Source organism: Pseudoalteromonas sp. T1lg65 (assembly GCF_051930985.1).
Taxonomy (GTDB): Bacteria; Pseudomonadota; Gammaproteobacteria; order Enterobacterales; family Alteromonadaceae; genus Pseudoalteromonas.
Window position 1 is genome coordinate 108,351 of sequence record NZ_CP196838.1, and the last position, 22,302, is coordinate 130,652.

Here is a 22,302-nt window from a genome sequence, read left to right on the forward strand (position 1 = left end):
AAACTTAACGAGATTAGACCTTGGGTCTAATCTCGTTTCATGTTCTAACTGTAACGTTGCTCTAAATAACTAAAGACCGTTCTTAACCCCAATGCTTCGCCGCCTACAGGACGCCCCGGTAGTGCTCTTAAGTTCCAAGCCATCACATCAAAGTGCAGCCAAGGTGTTTTACTTGGTTCGACAAACTCTTTCAAATACAGCGCTGCTGTGATGGCACCACCAAAAGGTGATGAACCACAATTAGCCATATCAGCCACGTCGCTTTTGAATAATTCTTTATATTGATCGAACAAGGGTAATTGCCAAATTGGATCTGCGTTGGTGTTACCTATCGCAACTAGTTCGTTAGCAATAGCTTGATCTGTTGAGAAAAAGCCAGGTAACTCAGTACCTAGAGCAATTCTACAAGCGCCTGTTAATGTTGCAAAATCAATGAGCAGATCCGGCGATTCCGATTGCGCTTCATCGAGTGCATCACATAACACCAAACGACCTTCAGCATCGGTGTTATCAATCTCAACCGTAATGCCTTTTCTAGTCTTGATGACATCACCCGGTCTAAACGCGTTTTTCGACACTGCGTTTTCAACCGCTGGCACTAACACTCTGAGTTTCACAGGAAGGTTGGTCGCCATGATCATTTGAGCAAGCGCAATAACATGTGCAGCGCCACCCATGTCTTTTTTCATGTTGCGCATGCCTGAAGCTGGTTTTAAGTCCAAACCACCAGAATCAAAGCAAACACCTTTTCCTACTAACGTGATTTTAGGATGATTTGCGTCACCCCAATTCAGCTCTAACAACCTAGGTTTATTGTCACTGGCGCGACCAACCATATGAATAGTAGGATAATTATGCTCTAAAAGTTCATCACCGATTATTTCAGAAAATTGACCATCGAATTTACTCGCTAGCTCTTGCATCGTTTCTGCGAGATGTTGTGGCATCATATCCGCAGCAGGCGTATTTACGAGATCACGCGCAAGAAAAATGGCATCCACAGTCGCTTTTACTTTATTTAACAAAGCTTCGTCACCGATTGCCAGCTTAGCTTCGATCGATGGCAAGCTTTTGTAGGCAGAAAATTGATAAGCGCCCAACAAATAAGCAATGGCATGTGATTCGATATTAGCAGTTTGTTCAGCTAGTTGATAAACCCCTTTTGGTAGCTGCTTTGCTAAATTTCCCAGCGCCCAAAAGTCGTCAATGTCTTTGACGACAAGAACAACGGATTCAAGAGCTTGTTCCTTTTCAGCTGGTATTAACAAGACAGTTTGCGAATTCAATCTTGGCTGTTCTACTAAGCATTGTACATGCGAAGGCTGTTCCTTAGTCCAACTAGCAAGGTTTTGCTCAGAGACAAGGTGGATTGGCGTCGCGTGATTAGCGTGAACGAGTAGGTTGTTCATTTAAGCTCCGGTTTTTATATGTTTATTTTTCTAGATTACCAAGCCGAGAATAAAAATTCACGATTTATCGAAGTGATTAGCCGTGGTTAGACCTTAATCTTTTTCGGTAGGCTTTTTTTGCAAACTGAATGAGCTTGGCAGTACCTCAACACCAACGAGCTGACCTAGTTTAACGATAACTGGAATGGTTATAGGTGCAAAAGGCAACACCGCAAATACGCCAAGTCCGAGTCCTTTTAAAATATCCACAAATTGAGCATTGGCAATTTTAAGCTCTGATTTATCGGCTCTGCCAACCGTGTAACGTTTATAGATATCGAGCATTTCTTTGGTTTCTGCCTTTTCTTGCTCCAACGCCATTTTCAACGCCACCATAGCTCTACGTAACCTGATGTGTTGTCTGCGTTTACTTATTCTGGCAACTCTAATAGGCGCTTTATGAATGACTCTAATCAGTTTCATGCATCAACTCGATAATCGACTTGGTGGTAGTTTACCAGATAAGCAAACAGCCACACTATTGTTCTTAAGTATATATAACCTGAGGTCAAATACCTACGCATGATTCTTTTATCAGATGGTTGATAACTGCCGCATGAACGCACAAAGAAATAATGCAATAAAGAAAACAATATAGGCATATCTCACTGATATTGACTCCATAAGCCACAAGACTGCTTATTTTATCCAAAAAGCCTATTTTTTAATCCATTAATATCACTAAAGTCACCTTAAACAACAAAAAGTTACCATTAAAGTTGCAGATAGGAAAATCACTGCTAGTTTTAAAAAAGCGCTTTCTTATGTGCACATTGTTAATGGCTGTGTACACAAGAAGTAAAATAATTAAAAACACTTTTAATTGGTATGAAAACAACAATCAACTGGGGAAACAGGATGAAACTAAAATCTAACACGCTGCGTCGTGCAATTCGTTTCGCGTTGGCTTCAGCAGCCACTACCACGCTAATGACATCTACGGCATTTGCAGAAGAGGAAACGGCTGAAACTAAAAAAGCAGCTGAGAAAATAGAAAAAATAGCGGTTGTAGGTTCTCGTGCAGCGCCTCGCTCCGTTGGTGATTCACCGGTACCTATCGACATCATTGGTAGTGATGAAATGAGCAAGGCAGCTGGTTCCGATATGCTTGAACTACTCAAAGGCGCGGTTCCGTCCCTTAACGTTCATGCAAACCCGATCAGCGATGCTGCAACGCTAGTCCGTCCAGCTAACCTACGTGGCTTACCGGCTGACAGTACCTTGATTCTGTTAAATGGTAAACGTCGTCATCGCTCTTCGGTCATCGCATTTTTGGGTGGTGGTATCAATGATGGTGCTCAAGGCCCAGATATTTCTGTGATCCCAAGTATCGCACTCAAACAAGTTGAGGTGTTACGAGACGGCGCTGCTGCACAATACGGTTCTGATGCCATCGCTGGTGTAATGAACTTTGTCTTAAAAGATGCCAGTGAGGGTGGTTCATTCTCAGTGCGCCAAGGCGAATACTATGAGGGAGATGGTGACACCACAGTCGTTGAGGGTAACATCGTTTGCCCTTCACTGATAACGGATTCGCTAACCTAAGCTTCCAATATAAAGAAGCCGATGCGACAAGCCGAAGCGTACAACGTCCTGATGCAGCAGCCTTTACAGCAGCAGGCCTCGATGGTGTTGCAAATCCTGCTCAGATTTGGGGTTCACCGGAAATAAAAGACGACATTTCTATCTTCGGTAATGTTGGGCTTGAGCTATCTAACACTTCTGAATTTTACATGTTTGGTAACTACTCTGAACGTGATGTCAAAGGTGGCTTCTATTACCGTAACCCAACAACTCGCCCAGGTGTTTACGGTGGCACAATCAGAATGGTTGATGGCGTTCCCCAACGCAGAAGTCCAACAGACGAAGCACAGCAAGCAAAATGGGATGCAGCCACTCCGACAGTGTTGGTTGGTGCCTTAGAAGGTGGTCCAGATGCACAGCTCGAGTGTCCATTGGTAGAAATTCTTGATAACGGCTTACCAGATCCTGTAGCTTTGGGTCAACTCGATGCCGCTAAATGCTTTGCGTTCAACCAACTACTACCTGCAGGTTTCACCCCAAATTTTGGTGGTAATATCACAGATACATCGTTTACCGCAGGGGTAAAAGGAGAATTTGAATCAGGCTTCCTAGAGGGAGGTTACTACGACATAAGCGGCTCGGTTGGACGTAATGAATCTCGCTATTTAATCGTCAACACGGTAAACGCTTCCCTTGGTTTAGAAACACCGATGGAATTTAGCCCAGGTAAATACATCCAGTTAGAAAAAGGCTTTAACTTGGCAGTGGTGAAAGGGTACGACTTCGACCTAGCATACGACGTCAACGTGGCCGCGGGTCTAGAGTGGCGCGAAGAAACGTTTGAAGTGTTAGCAGGTGATGAAGCTTCATTTACTGCTGGTCCATTTACCGATCAAGACTTTGGTATTGGCTCGAATGGTTTCCCTGGATTTAAACCCTCTGCGGCTGGTGAATTTACCCGTAGAAACATTGCAGCTTACGTCGATATTGAGACGCCTTTCACTGAAGACTTTTTAATGGGCTGGGCATTGAGATATGAAGACTATGACAGTTTTGGCTCTACCACTAACTTCAAAATTACCGCACAATATCACGTAACGGAAGACCTATCTCTTCGTGGTTCTGTAAGTACAGGTTTCAGAGCGCCAACCGTTGGTCAAGCAAACGTAAGTAACGTACAAACCAACTTAAGTAGTGGCGTACTGGTTGACTCTGCTCTACTTCCTCCCACAAACCCTATTTCTGAACAGTTAGGTGGTACCGAGCTGCAACCAGAAGAATCGGAAAGTTACACACTTGGTGCCGTTTATCGCTCTGGTGATATTTTTATTACGTTAGATTACTACAATATCGAAGTGACCGACCGCCTCAGTCAGTCTGAAAAAATAGAATTAACGCCTGCAGATAAGGAAGCGCTTAGATTGGCCGGCGTTCCTAACGTGAATAACCTAGCGCAGGTAAGTTTCTTTACCAATGACTTTGACACAACCACTCAAGGTGTAGACTTGGTAGGTAACTACTCCATGGATATGTTAGGTGGTTACGCTACATTCAGTCTTGCTTATAACTGGAACGAAACAGAGGTTGATCGTTTCTCAGCAATTACTGGTGACTTTAAAGTATCTCGACTTGAAAATGACTTACCTAACCATCGTTCAACGTTAACGTGGGCTCAGCAGTGGGATAAATTCGCTGGCTTTGTTCGCTACAACTACTTTGGTGAATATCAAGGTGTTCACGTCGACTACGATGCCACGGCGAAAACAGCGGATGCTGCCGCAACGTTTGATGTCGAGTTAACTTACTTCGCGACCGACAATATCAGTCTAACTGTTGGCGCTAACAATGTCTTTGACCAAGATGCTGAAAAATTAGATTTCTTCGACAAGACAGATATCCCCAACAACAACTGGGGTGGTAAATATTATGAAACATCGCCATATGGTATTAACGGCGGATTCTACTACGTGAAAGCAACTTATACTTTCTAACCAATACTGTAACCCAGAAACAAAGGCGAATTAGCGCAAGCTACTTCGCCTTTTTCATTAGGTATTATAGAATTAAAGAAAAACTTAACCGCTATTCATGCTACTACTTAAAAGAGCTAACGAACTATTAGCAGAGAACCGCCTTAGAGAGGCAGAGTTCATGTACAAATCTGTGTTAAAGCAAAATCCCAAAAACGGCCCAGCCCTTTTTGGTATAGGCAGGATTTGTATGAGACTCGAGCAATATGATAACGCTGTGTATTATCTCAAAAGAGCCTGTGAGCACTTGCCCAAGATGCTCGAGCCCCTATATGCACTCGCTGACGCATTTATAGCAGTGGGCTCTCCCGTTGATGCCAAAACAGTTCTTGAGTACACGCTAAAGGTTGCTAGGCATAATGCCCAAGCACACTACTACTTAGGTCAGTTTTATTTAGATTATGGATTTATTTCTCAAGCGGTAAATGTATTCGAAGAAGGGCTTTCATGCCCTAGAGGCACAGTCACGGCATTCATGCTTAATGAGTTAGCGCAGATAGCGAATACCAATAGGCTTGCAAAGTACATTGAAATACTCAACTTGCTAGATGGCGAAAGCGAAAACCCACGCCTAAAAACCGTTATCTTCTACGCACTTGCAAAGTGCTACGAAAGACTCGGCGAAACAAAACAGGCATTTGAATATTATCAATTAGCAAATGACACCCAATATTCACTTTGTACTTTCAAAACTCAAGACATGTTGCCATTCTTAGATTCCATTAAAGATTGGTGTGGTGAAGCATTTTTTAACAAGCCAACAGACAAGGTAACCACCACCTTTACTCCCGTTTTTATTATTGGATTGCCGAGAACGGGTTCTACATTGCTAGAGCAAATGCTGATTAAGCACTCAAATGTAAATACCATCGGTGAAAGCACAGTGATTAGTGATAGTATCGTGCCCTACCTTCGTATGCGAAACGAAAAAGATTTTCCAGCTTGCTTAGGAACACTGACAACCAGCATGTTAGATCATTGTAGGAAACTATACACTGACGAAATAAAACGACACCGAGTATCTGAAGAAGTAGTTATTAACAAGCTTCCAGCTAACTTTCAAAATCTTGGCCTCATTTACAAACTATTCCCTGAAGCAAGAGTAATACACCTCACCCGAGATCTGAATGCCACCGCTTGGTCGGTTTACAGTAACCATTTCGCCGAAGACGAACCTTATTTCTGTTCAATATCGGACTTTGCGCTCTATGCAGATGCTCAGGAAAAATTGGTGGCGCACTTTAAACGTTTTATGGCCAGAAATATCTATACGATGACGTATGAGCAGTTAGTCGCCATGCCTCATGAACAACTCAGAAAGTGCTTGAACTTCCTGTGTCAGAATTTTGAACCAGAATGTTTGGAGTTTTATAACTCTAAAAAGCCGGTAAAAACATTGAGTAAGGCGCAAGTCAGAAAACCATTGAGCAAAGCTCCTCTCAGTAAATGGAAAAACTTTGCAGAGTTTATTACGCCGCTATTAAACCAAGCGCAATTGCAGTTAAAACCCAGTGACGAACAATCTGATACTCCCAGTTAGCAAGTGGCATATTGATTAAACCAATCTATCACATCTTGAAACTGCTCTTTACGCGCTTGGGTATGAGTAAGCATATCGATATGACCATAGTTATGGCTATGACCATATTTTTTCCCATAAATATTCATTTTTTGAATCCCAATACCCGACTCTTTGATAAAAGCTTGAATATCAACTGGCTGTGCAAGTGCTTTGTCGTGTGCACCAGCAATATGAAGAGTTGGGGGGAGTGTCGTGTTTTTCAGAACTTCAGCGTAATCAAAGCCGTCATCTGAATCGATCCAAGGTGACTTTTTCGCCCACAATGCACTTTGATAATGAGACTTCTTGGACTCATCATCACTGCCCCAACGAAGCTTTTTCGCTGGTAAATAGCCATGTCTCTTAGAATAATAATGCGCCAAGCCAAACCAAAACAGGTTGGCTTTTATCAATTTACTAGGGTGGTTATTGTATAAGCTCCGTTTTGTACCAAAGTATGCACATGCCTTCACGGATTCAATTTCTTTAGGGTAACGTGCAAAAACACTGTTCATCAGCACACCGCCCCAAGAGTGCGCAACCCAATATTCAGCCCTTTTGCCAATGAGATTTTCAATATGGTCTAGCATTGCAGGAATTTCATGTAAAATAGACTCTGTTTGTCCATAATCAGCGTTTTTATCGATATGGGGAACGCTTCCCCCACGGCCTCTTAAGTCGCCAACAAAACATTGAAAACCCTGCTCTGCGAGAAATGGCGCAAGACCTTTATTGCTCTCGGTATAAAATATCTTGCCATTCTCTACAGCCCCATGTAGCAAAAATACGGCTGGACCTTTTCTGTTACTGTGGTAGAGGTGCCTTAAGTGTAATTTATCCGAACCAGATATATCTACATAAAGTGATTCTTGCTTAACCATTTTCGCTCACGGTAAAATCTATTTCATCTCATCGTACCAGTACAAGTATTCTTCTGTAAACTGATAGCAATCGCTAAAACCGCGCTTTTGACCCATCGGAAGTGATATACTGACTTTTTAAAATTTTAGCCGAGAAACCTATGCACGCACGCAATCGACACCGCTTCGGATACGACTTTGATAAGCTTCTCGCTCATGAACCTGAGTTAGTTAAGCATATAAAAATGAAGATAGGAGATCAGAGAACGATAGATTTCTCTGATCCAACTGCGGTGAAGGTGCTAAATTCAGCTTTGCTCAAATCCGAATATGGCCTTAGATTTTGGGATATTCCCGAGCAATTTTTATGTCCTCCGGTACCTGGACGAGCTGATTACATCCATGCTCTTTATGACTTATTAGCAGAAGATAACCTAGCAGAAAAGGTCTCAGGGCTAGATATCGGTACAGGCGCAAATCTGATATATCCAATAATTGGCTACAAGGAATATGGCTGGAAATTTACCGCGTCAGAAATTAATCCTATTTCAGTGAAATGCGCAAAGGCAATTGCGCAACTAAACAACCTACCAGTTAAAGTGTTACTTCAAAAAAATACCGAGCACTTTTTTCAAAATATTGTAAAAAGCAATCAGAGCTTCCATTTCAGTATGTGTAATCCCCCATTCCATACCAGTGCAGAAGAAGCGCAGCAAGGAACAAATAGAAAATGGAAAAACTTAAACATTCAACCATCAGATAAACTTAACTTTGGTGGTCAAGCCCAAGAGTTGTGGTGTCGTGGCGGAGAGAAAACCTTTATCACAGCAATGATAAAAGAAAGTAAAATGTTTAGTGAGCAAGTTTTTTGGTTTACGTCACTCGTTTCAAGTAAAGATACTCTACCCTTTCTAAAAACGACCCTTAAGCAAGTCGGTGCTAAGCGCAGTAAAGTGGTGAATATGCAGCAAGGAAATAAAGCCAGTCGCTTTGTCGCTTGGAGTTTTTATTGATTTAGGCTTTTGAGCGAGCCTGTCAAAAAATTGAACAGGCTCAGCTCTTAAAAAAACAATAAAGATCAAGCCATAAACTTTATTGCTGTTCTAATATGTTTAGATTAATTAGGGCTAACAGTTACAGTGATTGTATCAGAGTAAGTACCTGCACTATCTAAACCATTTGATTGAGGAGTGATTTTCAGCGCTGTAGCCTTTGTTTCACCAAAGCGACCTGTGCCAGCTGCTGTTGCTTTTGAGTGCTTAAACGTACCGTTTTGTAACTCAACACCTGTCGTATCACCAATGTCTAACGTGTAAGCAATCTTGTTATCACCAGAAACCAAGTAACCACCGTTCGCAGATGTATATTCAGTCGTTGCATTTTCACCGGTGTTACACCAAACGTCTAAAGTACCGATCTCTTGAGTTTGTTTTGAAGCGTCAAGAATAAGTCCAGTTACGCTGTTTGTACCACTATCTGTTTTACACATAGGTTCTATTGTTCCCTCAAACGAGAACTTGGCTTCTGTGCCTGAAGTATCTGAAACGGCAGCTGCTGCTGAGATTGATGTGATTGCAGACGCAACAAATAGTGATTTTAGTAATGTTTTCATGGCTTTTCCCCTTAAACGAAATACAGCAAATTTATTATGTTTAACTTCTGTAGGTTATATTACCTATTTGCAATACATTAAGCAGAAGTTGTGCCAACATATAAATGAAACTAAAAAAACATTTAAGAAATAAGGCATATTACTTAAAAATCAATGGATTACCTAGGGTAGATAGTTAGAGATAAATTATCCCGATAATTACCGGCCGGCATAAGTTCAGTGTTACCAAGTATAAATTCAAATCCAAACCACTTATTTCTGACGCCTGGATAGAAGTAGTAACTGCGGTATAGACGCTCAGCTGACGATATTTTGACGTTGTCAAAACCAATTGTGTAATCAATCAAGGCACTGCTGTCAGTTTCATGACGCAGCCCATTAAACTCTGAGTCTACAACTATGTCGTACGAACTATTACTCAGTATTTTTATGCCCCAATAAAAGCGCATGTCCGTTTTTAGCTCACCCAAATTGATATAGTACTGGCCACTACTACCAGAGACTTTTCCCTGACTCGCATTATCGAGTGAAACCGAAATTTGCGGTTCTGACTGGTAAATTACGTGCAAATATTGCTCTTGAATCACTTTATTACGGCGAACCACTGAAACTTTGATACTTCCAATATAAGAGCCCGTTGGAAACAAACTATAGTGTCTCAACCGTAACCACAGCTGTGTGGTTCTATTACTAAGCGGCTCTTTCCAAATACCGCTTCTAGGTTCGATATTCTGGAACTGAGAATTTAACAGCTTTGCGTATTTGTATCCGGTTGGGCCAGAAAACACCAAAGAATAGTAATAAACATCTTCGACCCAAATTTCGTCAGCACAGGCCAAAAGCTCGTCCGAAACTTGTATTTTCAAAGGTAAATAAACAGACACCTGATTACTATGTTCGACAATAGTTTCGGAGGAGTTAGATACCGCTAACATATTACCGGAGCACTGACCACGCTTGGCGAGCCCCTTTTGTGAAAACACTAGAAGACACAACATGAGCAACAAGATACATTTGGATTTCATTAATTTGAGTCTCCTTGCAATTGAGCTTGATCTAATTTGATTTCGCCCACTTTAACAAACTTCTGTTCAGCCTCTTGAACGCTGAAGGTTCCAATATTGCCCTCTACTTCAATAAGGTAGTCACCGACACTGAGCCCTTCCACCACAAATCGACCAGTCCTGTTGGTGAAAAACGGTCGTGTTAAGTGTGTCTCCAATGAGCTATCAATATTTTGACGCTTAGTAACCTGTCCTCTTTGCATTGCAATAGGCGTGCCCTGTTCGTCTAGTAAAGTTCCTATCACCGTATAAGATAAATCAGAGCCAACCTGAATATGATGGCCCGTGCTCGCCCCTCCGACTAACTTATACATCCCAGGACCCCAATCATAGCCTAGCGGAGCATCGGGTACATCAATGTTAAATTGCGATGTCGCATAACCCGACCCCAAATCGATCAGCGCACCAACATTATCCCAAGACTGAGTCTTTACTCTTCCCAATCTATCGACATTGACCAGTACATCTGTGCCTTTTAACGTTTTATGTTTCGTCACAACCGCAAAAGGAGCCGTTGTGGTTGCTCCCACTCCGAGGTATCCGTCAGCAATACCAACACTGGTTGATAGATTAATGCTCGCACTACTGTCAGCTTGTCGCTTACTGCGAGTATAGTTATTGGTACTAATGTCGGCACGAAAGAATGCGCCGGTATAACTCGCTTTTAGTTGCTCTTGCCTGTGATCCTGGCCATTCTCAGTCCTTAGCTCATATCCGTAATCATCAAGAAAATTATTGTTGGTTTTCGTATAACTGGCACTGGCAACTTTGCTACGATTGTTGTACTGAGCTTGCATGCGCGTATAGTTTTTCCGATTGTATAAATTCCAAGAAAAGTTAAGCACATACTGGTTTTCAGATAGTACTCGACTATCATCACTGGCGCTGTAATTATAACCAAGACGAATACGAAAGCTTTCATAACGAATATTCAATTCGGCTTTGACGTTTTTACTAACAAGACTCTCGCTGTTTTCTGATCGTGATGCATTTAAATTAAAATCAATATGGTCATTTATGAGGTAGCTATAATCCATAAAGGCTCTTTTACTACTATCGATGCTAGTTAGCGCCTGCCAAGGAGCACTGACAAAATTCTGCTTTTGTTCAAAACCCAAACGCAGATTCGGTGAGCCATAATTTCCATGACCTAATACCGTGTGCTCTGTTTCAATTGAATATGCTTGACCTGTTATATCGTCAGCTTCACTTATAGAATAGCGCAGAGATATATTACCAACAGGACTGTTTATAGCTGCTACCGAGCCAATTACGTGCGCATGTGACTGCAAAACACCATTGAAACCCAAAGTTAGATTATCTGAGATGCCATAGTCGTAATACCCAGATAACAGTACATCGTCACCGTATTGATATTGACCAGCGTCTAACGATGACGCACGTCCTAAAGCCACCGAGTAATCATCCAGTCCCTTAGCTAATAGTCGAGAGTTATAGTGACTCGTAAAGTTAAACTCTTCGGTTTCACCGTTTGCATACGTGGCGATAACACGAATATCGTTTACTCCAGAAGTAAGTGGCAGGTCACTCAAGTCATACCGTCCAGCCTTAAGTTTTATTCTGGACAACAAAAACTCATTAATGAAGACTTCTAACGTTGCAGAGCGTGGTAACACAAATTGTTGGCTATTTCCGGGTGTAACTCGGCGTTGAGGCTGCAATTCAGCATAAGCTTTTTCCAGACCAATACCACCCAGCTGCAAGCCTGAGAGGTGCCCAACACTTCGGATTCGGGTATCACCAAGCGTTACTCTGAACGGCTCATCGGGTTGATCGTAAAACAGCTGAATATCTCCACGATATGCTCTGCTACCTTTGTCTTCGCTGCGTTCCCAAAATACTGAACTTTGCATATTAATGCCGTCACCACCGCCAACATTTGCGTTCATTAACCACTCGAGGCGTGAACTATGGTCATGGATATTGTTACTACGCTCATGATTTAAGTTCAGATTATTTAGCACAGCCCACTTTGCTTCCCCTTTAGGCGCTTCAAAGTGCTTTTCCCTACCATAGGAAAGACTGTCGGTTGCCATCGCTGCTTCACTCAAAGATATTTCGATGGTCAGGTCTTGAGGCTGTAATGACAAAAGAATGCCTTGGGCTTTAAATTCATCAGGAGTAATGGCTTGATCATTCCGGCTGGTCAGCCAGTCGAGTACATCGTCACTTAGGATAGTTTGAAGACTGCGCTTAAATTCAGACGCGGCAATTGACTTCAATTGCAACCCATCTACTACGGCAGAAACTTGCCCCACATCGGCAGAATTATACCGCACGGGAAACTCCATTTGGTATGTTGCAGCCTCAGAGGAAAAAGTCCAAACAAGCAAAATAGGGATAAGTAAATAAGCAAGCTTGACTGGCTTTATGACAATGCTAATTTTCAGCATTATTACTTTTTATTAAGTAAGTTGATCAGCTCAACACTCTGGGTTGGCTTCTCAGTAAGCAGAGTCTTTAATTCCAAGGTCACCGAGTGGCCAGGCATGATAAACCGACCGGAAGTAATAGGCTGAAATTCAGTCCAACTAAACACTGTTTTTCCTTGGTGAAATCGATATTCATATTGCGCAAGGTCTAACACACGGTTACCAATATTTTTTATGGTAAGCAGACAGTTTTCTAAGTCAGGGCAAACTAGCGTGTTTTCGGGTTGAGCCTCGATACCATCAGGACTGACAAACACTAAGGTTGCAAAGTTAAACACCATCTTAACACCTGACTTTTCGTCCTCATTTGGTAGTGGCAGTTGCTTAAAGACAATGCGATACGATTCACTTTGTTTTAACTCTGGAGCACCCAAATATTTTGCACGGAATACCTGGTAACCTTTCGCCGGAACTTCTATTTGGGGCGGCAAGACGATGAAATCATCTTCAGCTGGAACCAAAACCTCTTTTTGATTGTCGTCGAATGTCCGTTTAAAAACTTGAATTTCAATGGGTAGGGCACTATCGCTCGGGTTTTGTAAGCGATACGTCACCATCGACTTTTTACCGTGTGACGCTAAATCAACGATCATTGGCTGCACTTGATAAGCAATGACTGGGTTTGCTAAGCAAATTAATAATAACAACAGTTTACGCATCTTACTTCCAATATAGAAACGTGACCAATATTTTACGCTACTCATCTTTGCTACACCCACCAGAGTAACTTATAAAGCTATTGCGATAACCACGATTAAAGAATGTTCTAGAGCAAGCATTATACTAAGGATTAAAACAAAAATGCACGCATCATTGAATTATACTAAGCGAACTCGACTTGAAAGCAGTTGCTTGACGTCGGATGGCGCTGCGCCTATGCCGACCTACGTAATATTTTTGATAAGTGTAAACGTAAAAAACCCGTCGCATTATTGCGACGGGTTTCTCTTATAAGGCCCTGGCGATGTTCTACTTTCACATGGCAGCTGCCACACTATCATCGACGCTGTTTTGTTTCACTTCTGAGTTCGGCATGGGGTCAGGTGGTTCCAAAACGCTATGTTCACCAGGAAATTCTGTTCATCAACAAGCATCTGCTCATCGATATAAAATCTGGAAAGCTTAATTAAATTCTTTGTCTACTTTAGTTTCATTAACTTCTGTCGCTTAAACCACTTTGGCGTTGTATGGTTAAGCCTCACGGGTAATTAGTACGAGTTAGCTTAATGGCTCACACCACTTCCACATCTCGCCTATCAACGTTGTAGTCTTCAACGGCCCTTTAGTGGAGTCGAACTCCAAGTGAGAACTCATCTCGAGGCTCGCTTCCCGCTTAGATGCTTTCAGCGGTTATCGATTCCGAACGTAGCTACCGGGCAATGCAATTGGCATCACAACCCGAACACCAGCGGTTCGTCCACTCCGGTCCTCTCGTACTAGGAGCAGCCCCTCTCAATTCTCAAACGCCCACGGCAGATAGGGACCGAACTGTCTCACGACGTTCTAAACCCAGCTCGCGTACCACTTTAAATGGCGAACAGCCATACCCTTGGGACCGACTTCAGCCCCAGGATGTGATGAGCCGACATCGAGGTGCCAAACACCGCCGTCGATATGAACTCTTGGGCGGTATCAGCCTGTTATCCCCGGAGTACCTTTTATCCGTTGAGCGATGGCCCTTCCATTCAGAACCACCGGATCACTATGACCTACTTTCGTACCTGCTCGACGTGTCTGTCTCGCAGTTAAGCTTGCTTCTACCATTACACTAACCGTACGATGTCCGACCGTACTTAGCAAACCTTCGTGCTCCTCCGTTACTCTTTGGGAGGAGACCGCCCCAGTCAAACTACCCACCAGGCACTGTCCTCAACCCCGATTAGGGGCCTAAGTTAGAACATCAACACTACAAGGGTGGTATTTCAAGGTCGGCTCCACAGAAACTAGCGTCTCTGCTTCAAAGCCTCCCACCTATCCTACACATGTAGGGTCAATGTTCAGTGCCAAGCTGTAGTAAAGGTTCACGGGGTCTTTCCGTCTAGCCGCGGGTACACAGCATCTTCACTGCGATTTCAATTTCACTGAGTCTCGGGTGGAGACAGCGTGGCCATGGTTACACCATTCGTGCAGGTCGGAACTTACCCGACAAGGAATTTCGCTACCTTAGGACCGTTATAGTTACGGCCGCCGTTTACCGGGGCTTCGATCAAGAGCTTCGCATACGCTAACCCCATCAATTAACCTTCCGGCACCGGGCAGGTGTCACACCGTATACGTCATCTTACGATTTTGCACAGTGCTGTGTTTTTAATAAACAGTCCCAGCCACCTGGTCACTGCGGCTCTCGTCTGCTTACGGAGCAAGTCCTTCACAAACAAGAGCGTACCTTCTCCCGAAGTTACGGTACAATTTTGCCTAGTTCCTTCACCCGAGTTCTCTCAAGCGCCTTAGTATTCTCTACCTGACCACCTGTGTCGGTTTAGGGTACGATTCAGTATGAACTGAAGCTTAGAGGCTTTTCCTGGAAGTAGGGCATCAACAACTTCGCCACCTTGGTGACTCGTCTCGACTCTCAGCCTTAGCAACCCGGATTTTCCTAAGTCACCAGCCTACAGCCTTTCACATGGACAACCAACGCCATGCTTGCCTAGCCTGCTCCGTCCCCCCATCGCATTCATACCGAGTACGGGAATATTAACCCGTTTCCCATCGACTACGCTCTTCAGCCTCGCCTTAGGGGTCGACTCACCCTACCCTGATTAACATGGGATAGGAACCCTTGGTCTTCCGGCGGAGGAGTTTTTCACTCCTCTTGTCGTTACTCATGTCAGCATTCGCACTTCTGATATGTCCAGCATGCCTCCCGGCACACCTTCAGCCACTTACAGAACGCTCCCCTACCCCGCGAACTAAGTTCGCAGCCGTAGCTTCGGTGGTATGTTTAGCCCCGTTACATCTTCCGCGCAGGCCGACTCGACTAGTGAGCTATTACGCTTTCTTTAAAGGGTGGCTGCTTCTAAGCCAACCTCCTAGCTGTTTTAGCCTTCCCACATCGTTTCCCACTTAACATACACTTTGGGACCTTAGCTGACGGTCTGGGTTGTTTCCCTCTCCACGACGGACGTTAGCACCCGCCGTGTGTCTCCCGGATAGTACTTTACGGTATTCGGAGTTTGCAAAGGGTTGGTAAGTCGGGATGACCCCCTAGCCTTAACAGTGCTCTACCCCCGTAAGTATTCGTCCGAGGCTCTACCTAAATAGATTTCGGGGAGAACCAGCTATCTCCCGGTTTGATTAGCCTTTCACTCCTAGCCACAGGTCATCCCCTAACTTTTCAACGTTAGTGGGTTCGGTCCTCCAGTTGATGTTACTCAACCTTCAACCTGCCCATGGCTAGATCACCGGGTTTCGGGTCTATACCCTGCAACTTAAGCGCCCAGTTAAGACTCGCTTTCGCTACGGCTCCCCTAAATGGTTAACCTCGCTACAGAATATAAGTCGCTGACCCATTATACAAAAGGTACGCAGTCACCCAACAAGTAGGCTCCTACTGCTTGTACGTACACGGTTTCAGGTTCTATTTCACTCCCCTCACAGGGGTTCTTTTCGCCTTTCCCTCACGGTACTGGTTCACTATCGGTCAGTTGGGAGTATTTAGCCTTGGAGGATGGTCCCCCCATATTCAGTCAAAGTTTCACGTGCTCCGACCTACTCGATTTCACTTTAAATAAGTTGTCGTGTACGGGACTATCACCCTGTTTCGTCATACTTTCCAGAATGTTCCACTAACTACATTAAAGCTTAAGGGCTGGTCCGATTTCGCTCGCCGCTACTTTCGGAATCTCGGTTGATTTCTTTTCCTACGGGTACTTAGATGTTTCAGTTCTCCGCGTTCGCTTCGTTAACCTATGTATTCAGTTAACGATGACCCAAAGGGCCGGGTTTCCCCATTCGGAAATCCTAGTCTCAAGTGCCTCTTACTGGCTCAACTAGGCTTATCGCAAGTTAGTACGTCCTTCATCGCCTCCAACTGCCAAGGCATCCACCGTGTACGCTTAGTCACTTAACCATACAACCCAAAATGGTTTTTCTTCGTTTTTGAACTTTATGCTGCGTTCCTTGTTATTTTTACTTGGTCACAACCAGACGGTTGCTCCCGGCGATAAAAATATCAAGCGCCTTGCCTAAAACTCAAAATCATTGAAAAATGTCCAGTTTGACATTGTATTATCAAAGACTGATTTAACTTCGCCAGAAGTTAATATTGAATACTAAAGTAGACGCTAATTAATCATCGAAATGATTAATTGGCATTTTCTTTCGAAAACTCGATAAATAACATCAGTTATCTATCAGAATTTAATTATCAGCTTTTCCAAATTTTTAAAGAGCATATATCAGTAAGCCATCAGGCCTACCAACAATCATCTGTGTGGACACTTCGAACAAATAAGTTCTAAATCGTATAAGGAGGTGATCCAGCCCCAGGTTCCCCTAGGGCTACCTTGTTACGACTTCACCCCAGTCATGAATCACTCCGTGGTGAACGTCCCCCCGAAGGTTAGACTATCCACTTCTGGAGCAACCCACTCCCATGGTGTGACGGGCGGTGTGTACAAGGCCCGGGAACGTATTCACCGCGGCATTCTGATCCGCGATTACTAGCGATTCCGACTTCATGGAGTCGAGTTGCAGACTCCAATCCGGACTACGACAGGCTTTAAGGGATTCGCTCACTATCGCTAGCTCGCTGCTCTCTGTACCTGCCATTGTAGCACGTGTGTAGCCCTACACGTAAGGGCCATGATGACTTGACGTCGTCCCCACCTTCCTCCGGTTTATCACCGGCAGTCTCCTTAGAGTTCCCGACCGAATCGCTGGCAACTAAGGATAGGGGTTGCGCTCGTTGCGGGACTTAACCCAACATCTCACAACACGAGCTGACGACAGCCATGCAGCACCTGTCTCAGAGTTCCCGAAGGCACCAATCTATCTCTAGAAAGTTCTCTGGATGTCAAGTGTAGGTAAGGTTCTTCGCGTTGCATCGAATTAAACCACATGCTCCACCGCTTGTGCGGGCCCCCGTCAATTCATTTGAGTTTTAACCTTGCGGCCGTACTCCCCAGGCGGTCTACTTAATGCGTTAGCTTTGGAAAAGTTGTCCGAAGACCCCAGCTCCTAGTAGACATCGTTTACGGCGTGGACTACCAGGGTATCTAATCCTGTTTGCTCCCCACGCTTTCGTACATGAGCGTCAGTGTTGACCCAGGTGGCTGCCTTCGCCATCGGTATTCCTTCAGATCTCTACGCATTTCACCGCTACACCTGAAATTCTACCACCCTCTATCACACTCTAGTTTGCCAGTTCGAAATGCAGTTCCCAGGTTAAGCCCGGGGCTTTCACATCTCGCTTAACAAACCGCCTGCGTACGCTTTACGCCCAGTAATTCCGATTAACGCTCGCACCCTCCGTATTACCGCGGCTGCTGGCACGGAGTTAGCCGGTGCTTCTTCTGTCAGTAACGTCACAGCTAGCAGGTATTAACTACTAACCTTTCCTCCTGACTGAAAGTGCTTTACAACCCGAAGGCCTTCTTCACACACGCGGCATGGCTGCATCAGGCTTGCGCCCATTGTGCAATATTCCCCACTGCTGCCTCCCGTAGGAGTCTGGACCGTGTCTCAGTTCCAGTGTGGCTGATCATCCTCTCAAACCAGCTAGGGATCGTCGCCTTGGTGAGCCTTTACCTCACCAACTAGCTAATCCCACTTGGGCCAATCTAAAGGCGAGAGCCGAAGCCCCCTTTGGTCCGTAGACATCATGCGGTATTAGCCATCGTTTCCAATGGTTGTCCCCCACCTCAAGGCATGTTCCCAAGCATTACTCACCCGTCCGCCGCTCGTCATCTTCTAGCAAGCTAGAAATGTTACCGCTCGACTTGCATGTGTTAGGCCTGCCGCCAGCGTTCAATCTGAGCCATGATCAAACTCTTCAATTAAAAGTTTTTTTGTTCTCACTCTATAAAGAGTAAAGAACGGCGCTCATTGAATTCTGATTTTGATACCTTTCGGTATCGAATTGACTGTGCGTTATTATTTTCACTTTTAAAAAAGTGAAATCAAAACAGCTCAAGGCTGAATCTTTTAATAACTTATGGTCACTCAGTTCAATTGAGACTCTAAATTTGTTTGCGTCATCTAGCGAACTAGAATCTGCTGTTAGAACTCAATCTGTACGAGTGCCCACACAGATGATTGCTTCATATTGTTAAAGAACGGTTCCGGTCACCCGGTTTCGAAACACTTTCTTGCTTCGAGGGGTGTGCATTTTAAACATTCCCAATTTGTTGTCAATGCTTGTTTTGAATTTCTTTTTCGAAGCTCAACTTCAAGTCTTATTTGACTTAACCAACTCGTTGCTCACTTGCTTTTCAGCATGCTGCCCCGTGTCAGTGGATGCGCATTATAGGGAGATTCGATTTCAGTGCAAGCGTTTTTTCGCGTTTTATTTCAAAAATATTTAACCCACCGAAAGCTAACACTTTATCCACATTTTTTGTGGATAACTCAAGTTTGATTCGTGGTTTTTGCGTGAATATGGTAGATTTGCGCCCCACTAAAATCTGCAGTTTAAGATAGGTGTGAACACCATGACTGAATTCCTTAATATAATAAGTGGTGCTCTTTGGGGGCATGTCCTTATCTACTTGCTAATCGCAGCAGGTGTGTTTTTTACTATTCGTTTGGGTTTTATCCAATTTGCTCAATTTCCTTATATGGTCAAAGTAATGATGCATAGCCGAGAAGGTGCTCAGAACGGGATATCTTCATTTCAGGCATTCTGTACTTCACTGGCTGCCAGAGTTGGGACTGGAAATATGGCGGGCGTTGGTGTTGCATTGTACCTTGGCGGACCGGGCGCTATTTTCTGGATGTGGCTTATCGCCCTAATTGGTATGGCGACCAGTTTTGCTGAAAGCTGTTTGGCGCAACTTTATAAAGTAAAGGACGATGAAGGAAACTTCAGAGGTGGCCCTGCTTATTACATGGAGCTAGGATTAAACAAACGCTGGATGGGGATCTTATTTTCACTCTGCTTAATCCTCGCGTTCGGATTAGTATTTAACGCCGTGCAGGCGAATTCTATTGCAGCGGCTTTTGAGGTTGCATTTGATATACCTCGTCATGTTATGGGTGTTGCCCTTGTTGCTGCGTCTGGTTTAATCATATTTGGCGGTTTAAAAACGATTGCCCGTTTTGCTGAATTGGTGGTACCACTCATGGCGGTCGCCTACCTTCTTCTCGCTCTATATATATGTGCAATAAACATTAGCCAATTACCTGATGTCGTCGCTGTCATTATTAAAAGTGCCATGGGCATTGAACAAGCCGGTGCTGGAGCCATTGGATATGCAGTAATGCAAGCCATGCTACAAGGAATAAAAAGAGGACTTTTCTCCAATGAAGCCGGCATGGGCAGCGCAGCCAATGCAGCAGCGAGTGCAACACCGAACCCTAATCACCCTGCTTCTCAGGGCTATGTGCAAATGTTAGGTGTATTTGTTGATACTATTATTATATGTTCAGCAACCGCAGCGCTTATTCTGCTATCCGGTCAACTTGAACCAAACTCTGGGCTGTCTGGAATTGAGCTCACTCAATCAGCCCTTGTTGAACACGTTGGTGAATGGGGTGCGACATTTATAGCCATCGCTATCCTATTTTTTGCTTTTACCTCTATTGTCGCAAACTACAGTTACGCAGAGACCAATTTACTATTTTTAGACCAACACGCTAAAAAGCGCATGACCGTATTCAGGCTTTGTGTTTTAGCAATGGTCATGTTTGGATCAATGAGTGAGTTAGGACTGGTTTGGACACTGGCTGACATTTCAATGGGCCTAATGGCAATAGTCAATGTCGTTGCTTTGTTTATGCTACATAAAGTGGTGCTATGGCTAGCTAAGGATTATCGCAAACAATTAAAAGCAGGTAAAACCCCCAAGTTGGACCCTTCCACTAACCCTGAGGTTGCAAAAACGCTGCCGAAGGGGATCTGGACCAAATAGGTTATATAGCGCACTGACGCTTCAAGTTGGTGCGCTTTAAATATGCTTTTTACTCTTCAAAACCCCTTTACGCCCTTCAACGTTCATTTAATGTTCAAACAAACCAGCGACTTATTGCCTTTCAAAAAAATTTCCGTATAGTAAGCACCAAGTCGGCATATAGCGCAGCTTGGTAGCGCACTGTCATGGGGTGTCAGGGGTCGCAGGTTCAAATCCTGCTATGCCGACCAGCTTTTCCTTACCCTGTTCAATGAGTTATATCAAATACCTCTCTCAATTATCAAATTCAGCTTAAGCAACACTCGGCTTTATATCGCACCACCTTTGTCTTAAATTATTTTCTTTTTTTGATTGGATTAGGTCTTGATTGGAAAAGATATACAGGAAGACAGCTAATCGCACCCAAGATAGTTTGGCTTTAGCTAACACATGAAATAAGACATCATGGCATTTCAACGTCCGGAAAACCAAACGCAGATATTTAAATCTATAACACCCTCTACGGTTACAGCATGATTTTATTCACCGCTCATAGAAAGCCATTGGTAATTTGTCAGATTGTTGGATGGCGCCTTCGGCTTATCCAACCTACATTTACATCAAAGGTCAGATAACCGCGAAATCTCGTCATCCGACTATATATAAATACTACTGTGAACAATGATATTCGACGTACAGCCTTACGTGTATGTTAAAACAGGCTAACCTTTTACAGCATAAGGAATGGATTATGTTTTTTTCTAAGAAGAACGACACCCAAGAAGAAAAGCCCAAATGGAGCATCACCGAACAATTTTTAACTGACAACGAAAATGACAAGCAATACCCATTATCAAAGCTTCAATTTGCAAAGCAAAAACTCGGAAGTAAACTCGATATCACCGTTTGGTATGAATGTAACTACCTTTGTAATATTTCAATTCCCTGTGAACAAGCTTATATATTTCAACAATACTCCTTAAAAGAATGTGAAGATTACATACCAAGCTTTGAAAGCACGGAGCTTAAAGATATAAACGATTACACCATTTATTTAACTTCAACTGAACTTACTTTAAATGATAATAACTATGGCCTAAGCGGTTTAAGAACTGAAAAAATAGACTCCGACTATGCTCTTTTTCTCTACGGTCATAAGTTAACAACAGTAAATTATGAAGCTGCTCAAAAAATAGAACTCGCTAAACACGTTTATTTATCGCGTAAATACGGCTTACCTAACAGCAAATTGAAGAACTATTACCAAGCGCAAAAGCTCAGGGAACAAGAAGCTTCAAAGCTTGAAAATATAAACCAACAAGCTGTTTTACTAACAACTGAAACGCATCCAAGTTTAAAGATCGCAAAACGGCTTGATGTAATTACTGCTGAATGTGCTTATGGCATGAACGTATTTAAAGATATATTCGTTTCATTGAGTGATACATTTGGCGGTAGAAGTAGTAGTATTCAGAATACTTTAAGAGATGCCCGCAAAGTCGTTTTAGACGAATTAAGGAAAGAAGCATTATCTATTGGCGCAAATGCTGTCATTGCCGTAGATCTCGATTACAGTGAAATTTCCGGCGGAGGTAAAAATGGTATGCTCTTTCTAGTTGCCTCTGGTACTGCGGTTATACTTGATAAAGAATAAGGTAATTAAGCGGTTTGGCAATCTCTCCAACTTGTAGCAAAGCGAACG

Annotated in this window: 11 protein-coding genes, 1 tRNA gene, 3 rRNA genes and 1 pseudogene; 6 read left to right on the forward strand and 10 right to left on the reverse strand. The window is 43.5% G+C overall.

The window, feature by feature from the left end:
- Positions 1-44: 44 nt before the first annotated feature.
- Both ACSLBF_RS17930 and ACSLBF_RS17935 read right to left on the reverse strand, forming a co-directional pair.
- Positions 45-1,409, reverse strand: a complete 1,365-nt coding sequence (locus tag ACSLBF_RS17930; protein ID WP_440056760.1) for a leucyl aminopeptidase family protein — start codon at positions 1,407-1,409, stop codon at positions 45-47.
- Between the two features lie 93 nt (positions 1,410-1,502).
- Positions 1,503-1,871 (reverse strand): hypothetical protein, encoded by a 369-nt coding sequence (locus ACSLBF_RS17935; RefSeq protein WP_440056761.1) that lies wholly within the window; start codon positions 1,869-1,871, stop codon positions 1,503-1,505.
- A gap of 435 nt (positions 1,872-2,306) precedes the next feature.
- Here ACSLBF_RS17935 and ACSLBF_RS17940 point away from each other — a divergent pair.
- Together ACSLBF_RS17940 and ACSLBF_RS17945 are read left to right on the forward strand one after the other, a co-directional pair.
- Positions 2,307-4,963 (forward strand): annotated as a pseudogene (locus ACSLBF_RS17940) (TonB-dependent receptor plug domain-containing protein).
- 97 nt (positions 4,964-5,060) lie between these two features.
- Entirely contained in the window at positions 5,061-6,542 is a 1,482-nt protein-coding gene (locus ACSLBF_RS17945; RefSeq protein WP_440056762.1) for a tetratricopeptide repeat-containing sulfotransferase family protein, read from the forward strand.
- Here the strand turns inward: ACSLBF_RS17945 and ACSLBF_RS17950 are convergent.
- Positions 6,539-7,444, reverse strand: a complete 906-nt coding sequence (locus ACSLBF_RS17950) for an alpha/beta fold hydrolase (protein WP_440056763.1) — start codon at positions 7,442-7,444, stop codon at positions 6,539-6,541. The genes ACSLBF_RS17945 and ACSLBF_RS17950 overlap by 4 nt on opposite strands.
- Before the next feature lie 140 nt (positions 7,445-7,584).
- On the opposite strand from ACSLBF_RS17950, the gene rlmF reads away from it, so the two are divergent.
- A complete protein-coding gene (gene rlmF, locus ACSLBF_RS17955; RefSeq protein WP_440056764.1) occupies positions 7,585-8,436 on the forward strand; it encodes a 23S rRNA (adenine(1618)-N(6))-methyltransferase RlmF in 852 nt (283 codons plus the stop codon).
- Positions 8,437-8,540: 104 nt separating this feature from the next.
- On the opposite strand, the gene ACSLBF_RS17960 is transcribed toward rlmF, so the two are convergent.
- The 7 genes from ACSLBF_RS17960 to ACSLBF_RS17990 all read right to left on the reverse strand — a co-directional run bounded on the left by ACSLBF_RS17960 (position 8,541) and on the right by ACSLBF_RS17990 (position 18,551).
- Entirely contained in the window at positions 8,541-9,035 is a 495-nt protein-coding gene (locus ACSLBF_RS17960; protein WP_440056765.1) for a hypothetical protein, read from the reverse strand.
- Positions 9,036-9,193: 158 nt separating this feature from the next.
- The gene (locus tag ACSLBF_RS17965; RefSeq protein WP_440056766.1) at positions 9,194-10,060 is read right to left on the reverse strand and encodes a hypothetical protein; all 867 of its coding nucleotides are present in this window, start codon (positions 10,058-10,060) and stop codon (positions 9,194-9,196) included.
- On the reverse strand, positions 10,060-12,399 hold the full coding sequence (locus tag ACSLBF_RS17970) for a fimbria/pilus outer membrane usher protein (protein ID WP_440056767.1): 2,340 nt from the start codon (positions 12,397-12,399) through the stop codon (positions 10,060-10,062). Before ACSLBF_RS17970 ends, ACSLBF_RS17965 begins: the two co-directional genes overlap by 1 nt.
- Positions 12,400-12,515: 116 nt before the next feature.
- Complete coding sequence (locus ACSLBF_RS17975; protein ID WP_440056769.1) at positions 12,516-13,211, reverse strand: fimbrial biogenesis chaperone; 696 nt, start codon at positions 13,209-13,211, stop codon at positions 12,516-12,518.
- A gap of 297 nt (positions 13,212-13,508) precedes the next feature.
- Positions 13,509-13,623: ribosomal RNA gene (rrf, locus tag ACSLBF_RS17980) — 5S ribosomal RNA — on the reverse strand.
- Positions 13,624-13,739: 116 nt separating this feature from the next.
- Positions 13,740-16,621, reverse strand: a 23S ribosomal RNA gene (locus ACSLBF_RS17985).
- A gap of 397 nt (positions 16,622-17,018) precedes the next feature.
- Positions 17,019-18,551 (reverse strand): 16S ribosomal RNA (locus tag ACSLBF_RS17990).
- The 16S, 23S and 5S rRNA genes sit together here, the layout of an rRNA operon.
- 651 nt (positions 18,552-19,202) lie before the next feature.
- On the opposite strand from ACSLBF_RS17990, the gene ACSLBF_RS17995 reads away from it, so the two are divergent.
- The 3 genes from ACSLBF_RS17995 (at position 19,203) to ACSLBF_RS18005 (ending at position 22,254) form a co-directional block, all read left to right on the forward strand.
- Positions 19,203-20,621: an alanine/glycine:cation symporter family protein gene (locus ACSLBF_RS17995; protein WP_440056770.1), complete on the forward strand. Its 1,419-nt coding sequence runs from the start codon at positions 19,203-19,205 to the stop codon at positions 20,619-20,621.
- Positions 20,622-20,774: 153 nt separating this feature from the next.
- A tRNA-Pro gene (locus ACSLBF_RS18000) sits at positions 20,775-20,851 on the forward strand.
- A gap of 500 nt (positions 20,852-21,351) precedes the next feature.
- Complete coding sequence (locus ACSLBF_RS18005) at positions 21,352-22,254, forward strand: YbjQ family protein (RefSeq protein WP_440056771.1); 903 nt, start codon at positions 21,352-21,354, stop codon at positions 22,252-22,254.
- Positions 22,255-22,302: the final 48 nt, after the last annotated feature.